This is a genomic window from Enterobacter cloacae complex sp. 2022EL-00981, from assembly GCF_028737495.1.
GTDB classification, from domain to species: domain Bacteria; phylum Pseudomonadota; class Gammaproteobacteria; order Enterobacterales; family Enterobacteriaceae; genus Enterobacter; species Enterobacter cloacae.
In genome coordinates this window covers 1-15,071 of sequence record NZ_JAQZRK010000028.1, presented here as the reverse complement: position 1 = coordinate 15,071, position 15,071 = coordinate 1, and the positions used below count along the sequence as shown (strand labels likewise).

The 15,071-nt window shown below is 54.6% G+C and carries 15 protein-coding genes; 10 read left to right on the top strand and 5 right to left on the bottom strand.

Features of this window, described 5'->3' with window-relative positions:
• Positions 1 to 10 precede the first annotated feature (10 nt).
• The 7 genes from PUZ33_RS19740 (at position 11) to mglC (ending at position 8,205) form a co-directional block, all read left to right on the top strand.
• A complete protein-coding gene (locus PUZ33_RS19740) occupies positions 11 to 1,159 on the top strand; it encodes a YbfB/YjiJ family MFS transporter (protein WP_013097958.1) in 1,149 nt (382 codons plus the stop codon).
• A gap of 102 nt (positions 1,160 to 1,261) precedes the next feature.
• On the top strand, positions 1,262 to 1,930 hold the full coding sequence (gene folE, locus PUZ33_RS19735) for a GTP cyclohydrolase I FolE (RefSeq protein WP_013097957.1): 669 nt from the start codon (positions 1,262 to 1,264) through the stop codon (positions 1,928 to 1,930).
• Between the two features lie 18 nt (positions 1,931 to 1,948).
• Positions 1,949 to 3,106 carry a DUF418 domain-containing protein YeiB gene (gene yeiB / locus PUZ33_RS19730; protein WP_058680888.1) on the top strand — a complete coding sequence of 386 codons (1,158 nt, stop codon included), beginning with the start codon at positions 1,949 to 1,951 and terminating at the stop codon, positions 3,104 to 3,106.
• 155 nt (positions 3,107 to 3,261) lie between these two features.
• The gene (gene galS / locus PUZ33_RS19725) at positions 3,262 to 4,284 is read left to right on the top strand and encodes an HTH-type transcriptional regulator GalS (protein WP_058680889.1); all 1,023 of its coding nucleotides are present in this window, start codon (positions 3,262 to 3,264) and stop codon (positions 4,282 to 4,284) included.
• 295 nt (positions 4,285 to 4,579) lie between these two features.
• Positions 4,580 to 5,578, top strand: a complete 999-nt coding sequence (gene mglB, locus PUZ33_RS19720; RefSeq protein WP_014832691.1) for a galactose/glucose ABC transporter substrate-binding protein MglB — start codon at positions 4,580 to 4,582, stop codon at positions 5,576 to 5,578.
• A gap of 80 nt (positions 5,579 to 5,658) precedes the next feature.
• The gene (gene mglA, locus PUZ33_RS19715; protein ID WP_029883073.1) at positions 5,659 to 7,179 is read left to right on the top strand and encodes a galactose/methyl galactoside ABC transporter ATP-binding protein MglA; all 1,521 of its coding nucleotides are present in this window, start codon (positions 5,659 to 5,661) and stop codon (positions 7,177 to 7,179) included.
• A gap of 15 nt (positions 7,180 to 7,194) precedes the next feature.
• Positions 7,195 to 8,205 carry a galactose/methyl galactoside ABC transporter permease MglC gene (gene mglC, locus PUZ33_RS19710; RefSeq protein ID WP_013097952.1) on the top strand — a complete coding sequence of 337 codons (1,011 nt, stop codon included), beginning with the start codon at positions 7,195 to 7,197 and terminating at the stop codon, positions 8,203 to 8,205.
• 35 nt (positions 8,206 to 8,240) lie between these two features.
• On the opposite strand, the gene sanA is transcribed toward mglC, so the two are convergent.
• From sanA to PUZ33_RS19690, 4 genes are all read right to left on the bottom strand, one after another.
• A complete protein-coding gene (gene sanA / locus PUZ33_RS19705; RefSeq protein ID WP_023619764.1) occupies positions 8,241 to 8,954 on the bottom strand; it encodes an outer membrane permeability protein SanA in 714 nt (237 codons plus the stop codon).
• Positions 8,955 to 9,081: 127 nt separating this feature from the next.
• Positions 9,082 to 9,966, bottom strand: coding sequence for a cytidine deaminase (cdd, locus tag PUZ33_RS19700; RefSeq protein WP_058680890.1), 885 nt, complete (start codon positions 9,964 to 9,966; stop codon positions 9,082 to 9,084).
• A 129-nt stretch (positions 9,967 to 10,095) separates the two neighbouring features.
• Positions 10,096 to 10,791, bottom strand: coding sequence for a CidB/LrgB family autolysis modulator (locus PUZ33_RS19695; RefSeq protein ID WP_013097948.1), 696 nt, complete (start codon positions 10,789 to 10,791; stop codon positions 10,096 to 10,098).
• Positions 10,788 to 11,186, bottom strand: a complete 399-nt coding sequence (locus PUZ33_RS19690) for a CidA/LrgA family protein (RefSeq protein ID WP_023619766.1) — start codon at positions 11,184 to 11,186, stop codon at positions 10,788 to 10,790. The genes PUZ33_RS19695 and PUZ33_RS19690 overlap by 4 nt, the downstream gene beginning before the upstream one ends.
• Before the next feature lie 167 nt (positions 11,187 to 11,353).
• Between PUZ33_RS19690 and dusC the strand changes: the two genes are divergently transcribed.
• Positions 11,354 to 12,286, top strand: coding sequence for a tRNA dihydrouridine(16) synthase DusC (gene dusC / locus PUZ33_RS19685; protein WP_040022443.1), 933 nt, complete (start codon positions 11,354 to 11,356; stop codon positions 12,284 to 12,286).
• A gap of 90 nt (positions 12,287 to 12,376) precedes the next feature.
• Here the strand turns inward: dusC and yohP are convergent, their stop codons facing one another.
• Positions 12,377 to 12,460, bottom strand: a complete 84-nt coding sequence (gene yohP / locus PUZ33_RS25290) for a small membrane protein YohP (protein ID WP_015572324.1) — start codon at positions 12,458 to 12,460, stop codon at positions 12,377 to 12,379.
• A 204-nt stretch (positions 12,461 to 12,664) separates the two neighbouring features.
• On the opposite strand from yohP, the gene mdtQ reads away from it, so the two are divergent.
• A complete protein-coding gene (gene mdtQ, locus PUZ33_RS19680) occupies positions 12,665 to 14,083 on the top strand; it encodes a multidrug resistance outer membrane protein MdtQ (protein WP_020690136.1) in 1,419 nt (472 codons plus the stop codon).
• A gap of 50 nt (positions 14,084 to 14,133) precedes the next feature.
• A complete protein-coding gene (locus tag PUZ33_RS19675; protein WP_072203625.1) occupies positions 14,134 to 14,898 on the top strand; it encodes an SDR family oxidoreductase in 765 nt (254 codons plus the stop codon).
• Positions 14,899 to 15,071 lie beyond the last annotated feature (173 nt).

Genomic DNA, 15,071 nt, shown 5'->3' with positions numbered 1-15,071 from the left:
TGGAGCGGTCATGGCGCTGCGAATTGCGCTCAGTGGATTTGTGGTTCTGGTGGTAGCGATGGGAATTGGGCGCTTCGCGTTTACCCCTCAGGTGCCACTGATGATTGCCGCCGGGCAACTCACGCTCACCAGCGCAGGTCTGGTGGCGGCGATGAACTATCTGGGCTATCTGGTGGGCGCATGGGATGCGATGCGCGCCCATCGCTTCGTTGAAACCCGCCTTTGGCTGGGTATTACTGGCGCTGTGGCGCTGACGCTGCTTTCCGCCGCAGCGGATAACGCGCTGGTACATGGTCTGCTGCGCTTTGTGATTGGCTGCATGAGCGGCTGGTCGATGGTGCTGATTGCCGCCTGGACCAACGAGCGGCTGGGGCAACTGGGTAAACCGGGTTTGAGCGCGGCCGTGTTTGCCGGGCCGGGCGCAGGTATCGCCCTGAGCGGACTGCTTGCGGTCTATATTCACGCAAAAGCGTTGTCGGCCGGGGCCGCATGGCAGATTTACGGCGTGCTGGCACTGGTGCTTATCGCACTGGTTGCCCGCTATTTACCGCGTGCCGGGCAACTGCATCGGCCGGGCAGCGCGCCTGAACCCCTTATTCTGACGAAAGATCTGAAGTGCCTGGTCTGGAGCTACAGCCTGGCCGGATTTGGCTACATCCTGCCTGCAACATTTTTATCGCAAATGGCGGCCGTGCGTTTTCCCGGCAGCCTGTTTGCACAGTTTGTCTGGCCGATATTTGGCGCTGCCGCTGTTGTGGGCATCGTGCTTAGCATCGTTTTGCGTCATACCTCTACCTCGAACCGCAGGCTGGCTATCGTGCTGTGGTTACAGGGGGCGGGTGTGCTGGCGGCATGGCTACTGCCGGGAATTGGCGGCTTGCTGACGGGCGGCCTGCTGGTCGGCGGCGGATTCCTGTGTGCCGTTCAGCTCTCTTTACTCTACGGGCGCGAGCTGGCACCCGAACATACCCGCTATATGGCGGGGCTGCTGACTACCGGTTATGCCATTGGACAGCTGGTGGGGCCGATGACCTCGGCGTTATCCACCTGGCTTACCCACAAGCTTGAGCCTGCGCTGGGGCTGGCGGGCATTGCGCTGTTCATTGCTGGCGCGCTGGTGTGGAACCGTCAGGCCGAAAGGCAGCAGCAATTGCAATAATTATCGTCGTGAATACTGGATTATGTGCGCGGCCTCACGCACAATGAGCGCACACTTTTGCCACAACGAGGGCAAAAGACGCCACACCTGCAGGAGAAAAGAATGTCATCACTCAGTAAAGAAGCGGCCCTTGTCCACGAAGCCCTGGTTGCGCGCGGTCTTGAAACGCCACTGCGTCCACCCGTTCAGGAAGTGGATAATGAAACCCGTAAGCGTCTGATTGCCGGGCACATGACCGAGATCATGCAACTGCTGAATCTCGATCTGAGCGACGACAGTCTGATGGAAACGCCGCATCGCATCGCAAAAATGTATGTCGACGAAATTTTCTCCGGCCTGGACTACGCCAACTTCCCGAAAATCACCGTCATTGAAAACAAAATGAAGGTGGATGAGATGGTGACGGTGCGCGATATTACGCTGACCAGCACCTGCGAGCACCACTTCGTGACCATCGACGGTAAAGCGACCGTGGCTTACATTCCAAAAGATACGGTGATTGGTCTGTCCAAAATCAACCGTATCGTGCAGTTCTTTGCCCAACGCCCACAGGTGCAGGAGCGTCTGACGCAGCAGATCCTGACCGCGCTGCAAACGCTGCTGGGCACCAATAATGTCGCGGTCTCCATTGACGCGGTTCACTACTGCGTGAAGGCGCGCGGTGTACGTGATGCCACCAGTGCGACCACCACCACGTCGCTGGGCGGTCTGTTTAAATCCAGCCAGAACACCCGCCAGGAGTTCCTGCGCGCCGTGCGTCACCACAACTAATCAGACAGGGCAGGGACCATGGAGCGAAACGTCACGCTCGATTTTGTTCGCGGCGTCGCCATTCTCGGTATCCTGCTGCTTAATATCAGCGCCTTCGGTCTGCCGAAGGCCGCTTATCTTAACCCCGCCTGGTATGGCGAGATCACCCGTCGCGATGCCTGGACGTGGGCAATCCTCGATCTCTTTGCTCAGGTGAAATTCCTCACCCTCTTTGCGCTGCTGTTTGGCGCCGGTCTGCAACTGCTGCTCAAACGCGGCACCCGGTGGATCCAGTCACGTCTGACCCTGCTGGTGCTCCTTGGCTTTATTCACGGCCTGTTCTTCTGGGACGGTGATATTCTTCTCGCCTATGGATTAGTCGGGCTGATTTGCTGGCGACTCATCCGTGATGCGCATAGCGTCAAAAGCCTGTTTAACACCGGCGTGATGCTCTATGTCATGGGGCTTGGGGTGCTGCTGTTGCTGGGCATGATCGCCGGCGACGCAACAAGCCGCTCGTGGATACCGGACGCCGCCAACCTGCAGTATGAGCAGTTCTGGAAGCTAAAAGGCGGCGCGGAAGCGATAAGCAATCGCGCGGATATGCTGGGCGATAACCTGCTGGCACTGGGGGCGCAATACGGCTGGCAGCTGGCGGGGATGATGCTGATGGGTGCATCCCTGATGCGCACCGGCTGGCTGAAAGGGGAATTTAGCCTGCGCCACTATCGTCGCACAGGCGTCTTGCTGGTGCTGCTGGGCGTGGCGATCAATCTCCCGGCGGTGATTGCGCAGTGGCATCTACACTGGGATTACCGCTGGTGCGCTTTCCTGCTGCAGGTTCCGCGCGAGCTCGGTGCCCCGTTCCAGACCATCGGCTACGCCGCGCTCATCTATGGCTTCTGGCCGCAGCTCTCCCGCCTCTGGATTGTCAGTGCCGTTGCCTGCGTTGGCCGCATGGCGTTAAGCAATTACATTTTGCAGACCCTCATCTGTACCACGCTGTTCTATCGATTTGGCCTGTTTATGAAATTCGACCGCCTTACGCTGGTGGCGTTTGTTCTTCCGGTCTGGACGATAAACCTGGCGTTTTCGGTTATCTGGCTGCGGTATTTCCGCCAGGGGCCGCTGGAGTGGGCGTGGCGTCAGTTAACCGCAAAAGCGTCAGGTGTTTCATTGAATAATACATCCAGATAACGATCTGGATCACAATCATTAACAAAATGGATGTAACCGTTTTCATCTGTGTGAGCTTCTTCACGTAGTCCCCTTTCTCTCGCTGCCAAAATAGCCACCTTGCTAAACACAGGGGGTGTCTGTGAGTTGCTGCAATCCTTTTAAGGATGGTGAATATGATCACCATTCGTGACGTCGCCCGTCAGGCGGGCGTTTCTGTGGCCACCGTCTCTCGCGTGCTGAACAACAGCGCGCTGGTCAGCCCTGAAACCCGTGAAACCGTAATGAAAGCCGTGACCCAACTGGGTTACCGCCCCAATGCTAATGCGCAGGCGCTGGCTACGCAGGTCAGTGACACCATTGGCGTGGTAGTGATGGACGTGTCGGATGCGTTTTTTGGCGCGCTGGTGAAAGCGGTGGATGTTGTTGCCCAGCAGCACCAAAAGTATGTGCTGATCGGCAACAGCTATCATGAAGCAGAAAAAGAGCGCTATGCCATCGAAGTGCTGATCCGCCAGCGTTGTAACGCGCTGATTGTGCATTCAAAAGCCCTGAGTGATGAGGAGCTTGCCGGATTTATGGAGCAAATCCCCGGCATGGTGCTCATCAACCGGATTGTGCCCGGTTATGCCCACCGTTGCGTGGGGCTGGATAACGTGAGCGGCGCCATGATGGCCACGCGCATGCTGATTAATAACGGGCACCAGCGAATCGGTTATCTGGCCTCCAGCCACGCGATTGAGGACGACGAACTGCGTCGCGAAGGCTGGCAAAACGCCCTGAAAGAGCACGGCATTGTGCCTTCTGAAAGCTGGGTAGGCACCGGTACCCCGGACATGCAGGGAGGGGAGGCGGCGATGGTCGAGCTGCTGGGCCGTAACCTGCAGCTCTCCGCGGTGTTTGCCTACAACGACAGTATGGCTGCCGGAGCACTGACGGCATTAAAAGATAACGGCATTGCGGTGCCACAGCATTTGTCGTTGATCGGTTTTGACGATATTCCCATTGCCCGTTACACCGACCCGCAGCTGACAACGGTACGCTATCCCATTGTCTCGATGGCCAAACTGGCGACTGAGCTGGCGTTACAGGGCGCGGCAGGGCTGCTTGATACGGGAGCAACACACTGTTTCATGCCGACATTAGTGCGCCGCCATTCGGTCTCTGCCCGGCAAATTGTGGTTCCGATCACTAACTGATAAAGCCAGCTGATGTAACCGTTTTCAATCTGTGAGTAAATTCACAGTATCTTAACAAGGCGCTGACTATGATGTCAGCGTTTTAGGGGCTGAAACGCTATGTAACAGTGATTATTCACTTTCACTATAGCCAACGTGCCGCAAACAACGAATAAAACGCATTTCTGGAGCGTTACCGAACACGGAAGATAGAAATTTTATAAGTGAACTTCGGCTGTCAGTAACGTTTTATTAACACCTGCCCGCCGATCGTTATTCACAAGAACTACCCTGCATAAAAAAAACCGGAGATACCATGAATAAGAAGGTGTTGACTCTGTCTGCTGTAATGGCAAGCATGCTTTTTGGTGCAGCAGCGCACGCTGCGGATACCCGTATTGGTGTGACTATCTATAAATACGACGACAACTTCATGTCTGTTGTGCGTAAAGCGATCGAGAAAGATGCTAAAGCAGCGCCAGATGTTCAGCTGCTGATGAATGACTCCCAGAACGACCAGTCCAAACAGAACGACCAGATTGACGTCCTGCTGGCAAAAGGCGTGAAGGCACTGGCAATCAACCTGGTTGACCCGGCTGCTGCAGGCACAGTTATCGAGAAAGCGCGCGGCCAAAACGTGCCAATCGTCTTCTTCAACAAAGAACCTTCCCGTAAAGCGCTGGACAGCTATGACAAAGCGTATTACGTCGGTACTGACTCCAAAGAGTCCGGTATTATCCAGGGCGATCTGATCGCGAAACACTGGGCGGCCAACCCGAACTGGGATCTGAACAAAGACGGCCAGATCCAGTTTGTGCTGCTGAAAGGCGAGCCAGGCCACCCGGATGCTGAAGCGCGTACCACTTACGTTGTCAAAGAGCTGAACGACAAAGGTCTGAAAACCCAGCAGCTGGCTTTAGATACCGCGATGTGGGATACCGCTCAGGCGAAAGATAAAATGGACGCGTGGCTGTCTGGTCCTAACGCGAACAAAATTGAAGTGGTCATCGCTAACAACGACGCGATGGCAATGGGGGCGGTAGAAGCCCTGAAAGCACACAACAAATCCTCTATCCCTGTGTTCGGCGTGGATGCGCTGCCAGAAGCGCTGGCACTGGTGAAATCAGGTGCGATGGCCGGTACCGTGCTGAACGATGCCAACAACCAGGCGAAAGCCACCTTCGATCTGGCGAAAAACCTGGCCGACGGTAAAGGTGCGGCTGATGGCACCAACTGGAAAATCGACAATAAAATCGTTCGCGTACCTTACGTGGGCGTAGACCAGTCCAACCTGGCTGAGTTTATCGGTAAATAAGATAGTTAGTTATGTCTCCACAGGGCGCAACATGTTGCGCCCTTTTATAACGCGATATGCGAGGCCAACAAGGTATAATTATGGTCAGCACAACTACTCCGTCGTCCGGTGAATTCTTGTTGGAAATGAACGGCATCAACAAGTCGTTTCCCGGTGTTAAGGCACTCGATAATGTTAATTTAAAAGTTCGGCCTCATTCAATTCATGCCTTAATGGGTGAAAACGGTGCCGGTAAATCAACATTATTAAAATGTCTTTTTGGGATCTATCAAAAAGATTCTGGCAGCATTCTTTTTCAGGGGAAAGAGATCGATTTCCATTCAGCGAAAGAAGCACTGGAAAACGGTATCTCTATGGTTCACCAGGAATTGAACCTGGTACTGCAACGCTCGGTAATGGATAATATGTGGTTGGGACGTTATCCAACCAAAGGTGTTTTTGTCGATCAGGACAAAATGTACCGTGACACCAAAGCCATTTTCGATGAGCTGGATATTGATATCGATCCGCGCGCCCGCGTGGGAACATTATCCGTCTCGCAAATGCAGATGATCGAAATTGCCAAAGCGTTCTCCTATGATGCCAAAATTGTCATCATGGATGAACCGACATCGTCATTAACGGAAAAAGAGGTTAACCACCTTTTTACCATTATTCGTAAGCTAAAAGATCGCGGCTGCGGCATTGTTTATATCTCCCATAAAATGGAAGAGATCTTCCAGTTGTGTGATGAGATAACCATCCTGCGCGACGGTCAGTGGATTGCCACTCAGCCTCTCGAAGGGCTGGACATGGACAAGATCATCGCCATGATGGTGGGCCGTTCCCTGAACCAGCGTTTCCCGGACAAAGAGAACAAGCCGGGTGAGGTGATCCTTGAGGTGCGTAACCTGACCTCGCTGCGTCAGCCCTCTATTCGCGACGTCTCCTTCGACCTGCACAAGGGCGAAATTCTGGGCATTGCAGGCCTGGTCGGGGCAAAACGTACCGATATCGTCGAAACCCTGTTTGGTATTCGCGAGAAAGCCGAAGGCACCATCACGCTGCACGGTAAGAAAATTAACAACCACAACGCCAACGAAGCCATTAATAATGGTTTTGCACTGGTGACGGAAGAGCGGCGTTCGACCGGTATTTATGCCTATCTGGATATTAACTTTAACTCGTTAATTTCTAATATCCGCAACTATAAAAACAAAGTAGGTCTGCTGGATAACTCCCGCATGAAGAGTGATACCCAGTGGGTTATTGACTCTATGCGCGTAAAAACGCCGGGGCATCGTACGCAAATTGGTTCGTTGTCGGGCGGCAACCAGCAAAAAGTCATTATCGGTCGTTGGTTATTAACGCAGCCAGAAATTCTGATGCTGGATGAACCAACCCGCGGTATTGACGTCGGCGCGAAGTTTGAAATTTATCAGCTGATCGCTGAACTGGCGAAAAAGGATAAAGGGATCATTATTATCTCTTCCGAAATGCCGGAATTGTTAGGGATCACAGATCGTATTCTGGTTATGAGCAATGGTCTCGTTGCCGGTATTGTTGACACGAAAACGACAACGCAAAACGAAATTTTGCGTTTAGCGTCTTTGCACCTTTAAGATCAGGGGCTCCTCATGAGTGCGTTAAATAAAAAAAGTTTTCTCACTTATCTGAAAGAAGGCGGTATTTACGTTGTTCTTTTAGTATTGCTGGCCATTATCATTTTCCAGGACCCTACGTTCTTAAGTCTGCTGAACCTGAGTAACATTCTGACTCAGTCTTCCGTGCGTATTATCATCGCGCTGGGCGTGGCGGGGCTCATCGTCACCCAGGGGACTGACCTTTCCGCAGGGCGCCAGGTCGGCCTCGCGGCGGTGATCGCGGCAACCCTGTTGCAGTCGATGGAAAACGCCAACAAGGTGTTCCCGGAAATGGCGACCATGCCCATTTTCGTGGTGATCCTGATTGTCTGCGCCATCGGTGCGGTGATTGGTCTGATCAACGGTATCATCATCGCTTACCTGAACGTGACGCCATTTATCACCACCCTGGGTACGATGATCATCGTTTACGGTATCAACTCCCTGTACTACGACTTCGTCGGTGCGTCCCCCATCTCGGGCTTCGACAGCGGCTTCTCGACCTTCACGCAAGGATTTATTGCGCTGGGCAGCTTCCGCCTGTCATACATCACTTTCTACGCGTTGATTGCGGTGGCGTTCGTCTGGATCCTGTGGAACAAAACCCGCTTTGGTAAGAACATCTTCGCCATCGGGGGCAACCCGGAAGCAGCGAAAGTGTCCGGCGTGAACGTGGCCCTGAACCTGCTGATGATTTATGCCCTGTCCGGTGTGTTCTATGCCTTCGGCGGGATGCTGGAAGCGGGCCGTATCGGCTCTGCCACCAACAACCTCGGCTTTATGTACGAACTGGATGCGATTGCCGCCTGCGTGGTCGGCGGGGTCTCCTTCAGCGGCGGTGTGGGTACCGTGCTTGGCGTGGTCACCGGTGTGATCATCTTTACGGTCATCAACTATGGTCTGACCTACATCGGCGTGAACCCGTACTGGCAGTACATCATAAAGGGCGCCATTATCATCTTCGCGGTTGCGCTGGATTCACTGAAATACGCGCGTAAGAAATAACCTTCCTGAAAAGTTAAACCCGCCGTATGGCGGGGTTATTTTTTTTTCTGCATATCCAGCAGCTGCTCCGGCGTCACCGCCGGATAACCCTGTGCATCTTCCGGCACTTCATGCATGGCCGGAATTGGCACCAGGGGGCCTAAAAAGCGCGGTTCACGTTTGAAGATATAGAGATCGGCCAGCGCGCCAAAGCGAGCGCCAAACTCACGCACGCGCACGCTCAGCATATCTTTTGGCGAGGGCACCGCATAACACTGCGCCTGAATGCCCATGTGCAGCGCGATAAACAGCGCACGCTCGCAGTGGAAGCGCTGGGTGATGATGATAAAGTCGTTGGTGTCGAACACTTTGCGCGTGCGCACGATGGAGTCGAGCGTGCGGAACCCGGCGTAGTCGAGCACGATATCTGCCGGATCAACGCCTGCGGCAATCAGGTCTTTGCGCATGGTGACCGGTTCGTTGTAGCTTTGCAGCGCGTTATCGCCGCTTAACAGCAGGTAATTGACCTTGCCGCTGTTGTAGGCGTTGAGCGCGCCCTGAATACGGTAGCGGTAATACTGATTGATGACACCGGTGCGGTAATACTTTGCGGTGCCGAGCACCACACCCACCTGGCGATAGGGCAGGTCCTGCAGGTCATCAAAAATGTAGGGGGCCGTTTTCCAGCTCATCCACCGGTCGAGACCCAGCACGATCAACAGCAGTATGCCGACCAGGACAGACAGGCTGTAAAAAACGCGCTTTAACATGCAGATGGCTCGTACCGAAGGTGAATTTAACTCAGGCTACTGTACCCGCCTGGTTAGCGCAAGAAACAGCGCATCAACTGAAGGCTTTTTCAGCAAAACGGGCGGGCATGTCTGCCCGCCAGAAGGATCACGCCAGCAATACACGCTCGATTGACGTGCAGCCCAGCGCTTTCAGGGTGGCGGCGGTGGCATCCCATTGAATCAGCGGTGCATCGGCAATTTCTGCCAGAATGGCGCGCTGAATATCCGGGTAGTCATAGCCGTTCAGGCTCAGCAGGTTCAGTGCGCCCTGCAGCGGTGGCAGCGTTGGGTTAAACGCGGCGTTTTCGGCATAGCTGCCGCTAAAAATACGCCCATCGCGGCATTGCAGTGCCACGCCGCTCGGGGATTTGCTGTACGGCGTATGGCTCTTGTTGGCAGCGCGAATGGCCGCCTGGGTCAGGTCATCATCGGTCAGCGTGTAACCGTGATCCTGCTCGTCCATCAGCAGGGTTTTGATTTCAAGATCTTTCGGACCAAAGGCGTCAGGCAGGTAGTCGCCCAGCGTATGCGGCGCGCGACCCGGCAGATTGATGCGCAGCTGCAGCCCGCTGTTCAGTTCATTCATAAACTGACGGCAGTGCCCGCACGGGGTGTAGTTCACGGTAATGGCGCTCAGGGCCTTTTCGCCGCGCAGCCAGGCGTGGCTGATGGCGCTCTGTTCCGCATGAACAGTCTGCTGCATGGTTGCGCCCAGGAACTCCATGTTTCCGCCGAAGTACCAGGTTCCGCTGACGCCGCGCGCAATGGCGCCAACGTTAAAGTGGGAAAGATCGGCACGTGCACAGGCGGCAGCCAGCGGCAGCAATGCGAAAGCCAGCGCGTCTTCGTCAAGATCCGTGGCCTGTTTCAGCGTGGTGATCTGCTCAGCGGCGAGCAGGGCGGGGAAATGCTCATCCGCCAGAATCGGGGCCAGAGCTGATTGCAAATTCTCTGCAAGCCGGGCGAAAGCCGCTTGAAAACGTGGATGCATGGCGTTTGCCTCATAAAGGTTAATGGATCGGTAGTGTACGGAGCCGCTGGGGCTTTATATGTGATCCATATCTCATTATGTATGCAACTTATGAAAACAAAATGAAATTTGCGCGACGCATCGCAAATTTTAGCCCATCACCGCCAGAATCACGGGGAAAATGAACGGCGCCATCAGCGAGGTCATGATTCCGCAGATCACCAGTGCCAGCGAGCTGAATGCCCCCTCCTGGTAATCCAGCTCCGCACAGCGGGCGGTGCCCAGCGCGTGCGACGCGGTGCCCATCGCCAGACCGCGTGCGGCTTTAGTATGAATGCGCATGACATTGAGTAGGGTATGGCCAAACACGGCGCCCAGTATGCCGACAAAGATCACGCACATGGCGCTGATGGCAGGAATGCCGCCGAGGCTACCGCCCACGGCCATGGCGATAGGCGTGGTTACCGATTTCGGCAGAATAGAGGCGGCAATTTGCGCAGAGGCCCCCATCAGCAGTGCGACTGAAGTACCGGTGATCATCGCCACCAGGCTCCCCACAAAACAGATGGTAATAATGGATTTCCAGCGGGCGCGGATCTGGTGCAGCTGTTCATATAAAGGAAATGCGAGCGCGACCACGGCGGGTTGTAGCAGGTCGTTTAAAATTTTGCTGCCGGCAAAGTAGCGTTCGTAAGGAATACCGGTAAGCAGCAGGAACGGGATAATCACCACCATCGCCACCAGCAACGGGTTAAGCAGCGGCATCTTGAACCGGGCGGCAAGTTTGCGCGCCGCGAAGAACACCGCCAGGGTTAATGGCAGCGACCACCAGATATTGGCCATCATTGTTTTGTTCCTTTCTGTCCAACCACTTTACGTTCGCCATGTACCAGATGCGAACTCCAGCTCACCACAAGGAAAACCACCAGCGTACTGACTGCGCAGGAGACGACAATCGGGCCGAACTGGGCTTTAAGCAGATCGAAGTACTGCATGACCCCGACGCCAATCGGCACGAACAGCAGCGCCATATAGCGAATAAGAACGAAGCAGCCGGGGTTGACCCACTTAGCGGGCAGAATTTGCAACGCCAGCAGAACAAAGAGGATCAGCATGCCGATAATGCTGCCGGGAATGGTGATAGGAAGCAGGGAAGCGATGAAAATCCCGGCGTACAGGCAGGCGTAAATCAGGACGAATGCGCGCAGATATTGCCAGATAATGTTCAATGATTTTCTCATGGTTAAAATCCTTGCTGAAACGCATTCATCATACAATTAAACCCGAAAGTGTGCCATGGATCACATCATGAATTTTAAGCATACCCGTCATTCCAGAATAGAACGTCGTGCTTTCAACATACATACAGAGCGATTACTATAGCGCGTCTTTTTTCACAGGTACTGCTATGCGTGTTTTACTGGCCCCAATGGAAGGCGTGCTCGATTCCCTCGTGCGCGAACTTCTGACCGAGGTGAACGATTACGATCTCTGCGTGACGGAGTTTTTGCGCGTGGTCGATATGTTGTTGCCGGTAAAATCGTTCTACAGACTCTGCCCGGAGCTGCACCGCCAGAGCCGGACCACCTCCGGCACGCTGGTGCGTATTCAACTACTGGGCCAGTATCCTGAATGGCTGGCGGAGAACGCCGCCCGTGCCGTCGAGCTCGGCTCTTACGGGGTCGATCTCAACTGTGGCTGCCCGTCGAAGCTGGTGAACGGCAGCGGCGGCGGGGCGACGCTGCTGAAAGATCCTGAGCTGATTTACCGTGGCGCGAAAGCGATGCGTGAAGCCGTGCCTGCCCATTTGCCGGTGACGGTGAAAGTGCGCCTGGGCTGGGACAGCGACGCGCGGCAGTTTGAAATTGCCGATGCGGTGCAGCAGGCCGGGGCTACTGAACTGGTGGTGCATGGCCGCACCAAAGAAGATGGCTACAAAGCCGAGCGCATTAACTGGCAGGCAATTGGTGAGATCCGCAAACGCCTCAGCATTCCGGTGATCGCCAACGGTGAAATCTGGGATTACGAGAGCGCGCAGGCCTGTCTCAAGGCCACTGGCTGCGAGGCGGTGATGATCGGCCGCGGGGCATTGAATGTGCCTAACCTTAGCCGGGTGATTAAATATAACGAGCCGCGTATGCCGTGGGCTGATGTTGTGACGCTGCTGCAAAAATATAGCCGTCTGGAAAAGCAGGGCGACACCGGGCTATATCACGTGGCGCGCATCAAACAGTGGCTCAGCTATTTACGCAAAGAGTACGATGAAGCGCTGGGGTTATTTCAGGAGATTCGGACATTACAGACTTCTGCGGATATTGCGCGGGTGATCCAGGCAAAATAATAAGCGTGTGACCGCAATTATCGCTGTGAAGCGCTGGACCAGACGCATGGGCTGGCTGACCTTTGCCCGGCGCGGTGCCGGGCAAAAGAATCAGAAAATCATCTTGAACACACCCGTTACCACCAGCAGTCCTATCAGAAATATAATTAAAATGACCCACAATAATATTTTCATTCCCTTCTCCTGCGTATGTATGTCAACAGTAAGTGTAGCAGGCAATTTATAATTAAGATGAATTTGTTAATTTGACTTATACTCGGCATGTATAATTTTCTAATTACAAAAATGTATGACAATTTGCGCATTGCCACGCATTACTAAAAAAAAGAGAGGCATCAGGCGTACTTTGCGCCTTTATTTTTTGGCGTGAATGGCGTAATGAAACGTTTTCTTATTTTATCTCTGAGTGCTCCCTTTGCCGTTATTCTGGCCGGCTGTGCGCCGCAACATGCCACGGTAACTCCCCTTAATACCCAGTCACTCACGGCGTCGGTTAATACGGTGCTGCCTCATCAGGACTGGCCGAAAAATGCATGGTGGAAAGCGTATAACGATCCCCAGCTTGATAAGCTTATTGCCAAAGCATTAAGCGATGCGCCCGATATGCAGATTGCCCGTCAGCGTATTACCCTTGCCGAAGCCCAGGCCAAAGCAGCCCTGGCGGCCGACGGCCCGCAAATTGATTTTTCGGCCGATGCTGAACGTCAGAAAATGTCCGCTGAAGGGCTGATGGGGCCCTTTGCCATAACCGACCCGGCTGCGGGCACCACCGGCCCCTGGTATACCAACGGTACCTTTGGTCTGACTGCGGGCTGGGATCTGGATTTGTGGGGCAAAAATCGCGCCCGGTTGGAGGCCCGGATAGGCAAGGTGAATGCACAAAAAGCGGAGCTTGAGCAGACCCGTCAACTGCTTGCCAGCAGCGTGGCGCGGCTCTACTGGGACTGGCAAACTCAGGCCGCCGTGGAGGAGGTCCTCACGCAGATCAAATCCCAACAGGACAATATCATCGGTGCCGATCGCGAGCTGTATCAGCACGGGATCACCTCCTCTGTGGAAGGTGTCGAAACCGACATCAGTGCCAGCAAAACCGAAGAGCAGATCGCAGAGGTTCACGGCAAAATGAAAGCCATCGAGGCGCGTCTGAACGCGTTGACTAATACCCCCGCGCTGGCGCTCACACGGCATGCCTTACCGACGGTTGAAGCGTCGTTACCGTCGACGCTGGGATATGAACTGCTGGCCCGACGGCCGGATCTGCAGGCGGCGCACTGGTATATCGAAGCGTCAATGAGCGAGGTCGATGCCGCCAGAGCGGCGTTTTATCCTGATGTGAATCTGATGGCGTTTTTACAACAAGATGCCCTGCATCTGAGCGATCTGTTCCGTTCTTCAGCCCAGCAAATGGGGGTGACCGCCGGGCTGACTCTGCCCATTTTTGACAGCGGCAGGCTGAACGCGCAGCTGGATATTGCCCAGGCGCAGAACAATCTGTCGGTAGCGAATTACAACAAGGCGGTGGTGGATGCCGTGAACCAGGTGGCGCGCACGGCCAGCGAAGTGGAAATGCTGACGGCGAAAAATCAGCATCAGCAGCAGGTAGAAAAAGATGCGGCGCGCGTGGTGGCGCTGGCGCAGGCACGTTTTAGCGCCGGAATTATTGCCGGCTCGCGCGTCAGTGAAGCCAGAATTCCAGCGCTGAAGGAACATCTCGCCGGATTGATGCTGCAGGGCGAGTATATCGACGCCACGCTACAGCTCACCTCCGCGCTGGGTGGTGGTTATCATCATGGCTAATCAGGGTCATTATCTATACTTACCTCTTTGCCGTTCTTCAGGAGGTGAGTATGACCAAAGTAGCGATTGTTACCGCATCGGATTCCGGGATTGGTAAAACCACGGCCCTGATGCTGGCTGAACGTGGGTTTGATATTGGCGTCACCTGGCACTCTGATGAACAAGGGGCCCGGGATACCTGCCGCGAAGTGGAGGCGCAGGGACGGCGGGCTGAAGCTATCCACCTTGATCTAAGCACCCTGCCACAGGGCGCGCAGGCGATTGAAACGTTAATTGCCCGTTTTGGTCGCCTGGACGTGCTGGTTAACAATGCGGGTGCGATGACCAAAGCGCCCTTCCTGGATATGCCGTTTGACGACTGGCGAAACATTTTCACCGTCGACGTGGACGGTGCGTTTCTCTGTTCGCAGATTGCCGCACGTAAAATGGTGGAGCAGGGGGAAGGAGGGCGAATCGTCAATATCACCTCGGTGCATGAACATACGCCGCTGCCGGAAGCCAGCGCCTATACCGCCGCAAAACATGCGCTGGGAGGATTAACCAAATCGATGGCGCTGGAACTGGTGCAGCACAACATTCTGGTCAACGCCGTTGCGCCGGGGGCGATTGCCACACCGATGAATGATATGGACGAGAGTGAAGTGAAGGAAGGATCGATGCCAGCGATCCCGCTCGCAAGACCGGGATATACCAAAGAGATCGCCAGTCTGGTGGCGTGGTTATGCGACAGCGACGCCAGCTATACCACCGGGCAGTCGTTTATCGTCGATGGCGGGTTTATGCTGGCGAATCCGCAGTTTAAGCCGGCGGAGTAGCTTCCCCTCACCCCGTGGGAGAGGGTGTGTTAAGTTCCCTCTCCCAGTGGGCTGAGGGTTCCCCAGAAAAATGAAAAGCACGATGAAGTGTGATCTACTGGTTGCGCTAACAAATCAGAAGAGACCTCATCGTGCCTTTACAGACAGTCTGCCAGAAATTTTTCTCCGCGTCT

Excerpts from the sequence above, each read along its gene's own strand:
- PUZ33_RS19740 (WP_013097958.1), top strand. The coding sequence starts at position 11 with ATGGCGCTGCGAATTGCGCTCAGTGGATTTGTGGTTCTGGTGGTAGCG.
- folE (WP_013097957.1), top strand. The coding sequence starts at position 1,262 with ATGTCATCACTCAGTAAAGAAGCGGCCCTTGTCCACGAAGCCCTGGTT.
- yeiB (WP_058680888.1), top strand. The coding sequence starts at position 1,949 with ATGGAGCGAAACGTCACGCTCGATTTTGTTCGCGGCGTCGCCATTCTC.
- galS (WP_058680889.1), top strand. The coding sequence starts at position 3,262 with ATGATCACCATTCGTGACGTCGCCCGTCAGGCGGGCGTTTCTGTGGCC.
- mglB (WP_014832691.1), top strand. The coding sequence starts at position 4,580 with ATGAATAAGAAGGTGTTGACTCTGTCTGCTGTAATGGCAAGCATGCTT.
- mglA (WP_029883073.1), top strand. The coding sequence starts at position 5,659 with ATGGTCAGCACAACTACTCCGTCGTCCGGTGAATTCTTGTTGGAAATG.
- mglC (WP_013097952.1), top strand. The coding sequence starts at position 7,195 with ATGAGTGCGTTAAATAAAAAAAGTTTTCTCACTTATCTGAAAGAAGGC.
- sanA (WP_023619764.1), bottom strand. The coding sequence starts at position 8,954 with ATGTTAAAGCGCGTTTTTTACAGCCTGTCTGTCCTGGTCGGCATACTG.
- cdd (WP_058680890.1), bottom strand. The coding sequence starts at position 9,966 with ATGCATCCACGTTTTCAAGCGGCTTTCGCCCGGCTTGCAGAGAATTTG.
- PUZ33_RS19695 (WP_013097948.1), bottom strand. The coding sequence starts at position 10,791 with ATGATGGCCAATATCTGGTGGTCGCTGCCATTAACCCTGGCGGTGTTC.
- PUZ33_RS19690 (WP_023619766.1), bottom strand. The coding sequence starts at position 11,186 with ATGAGAAAATCATTGAACATTATCTGGCAATATCTGCGCGCATTCGTC.
- dusC (WP_040022443.1), top strand. The coding sequence starts at position 11,354 with ATGCGTGTTTTACTGGCCCCAATGGAAGGCGTGCTCGATTCCCTCGTG.
- yohP (WP_015572324.1), bottom strand. The coding sequence starts at position 12,460 with ATGAAAATATTATTGTGGGTCATTTTAATTATATTTCTGATAGGACTG.
- mdtQ (WP_020690136.1), top strand. The coding sequence starts at position 12,665 with ATGAAACGTTTTCTTATTTTATCTCTGAGTGCTCCCTTTGCCGTTATT.
- PUZ33_RS19675 (WP_072203625.1), top strand. The coding sequence starts at position 14,134 with ATGACCAAAGTAGCGATTGTTACCGCATCGGATTCCGGGATTGGTAAA.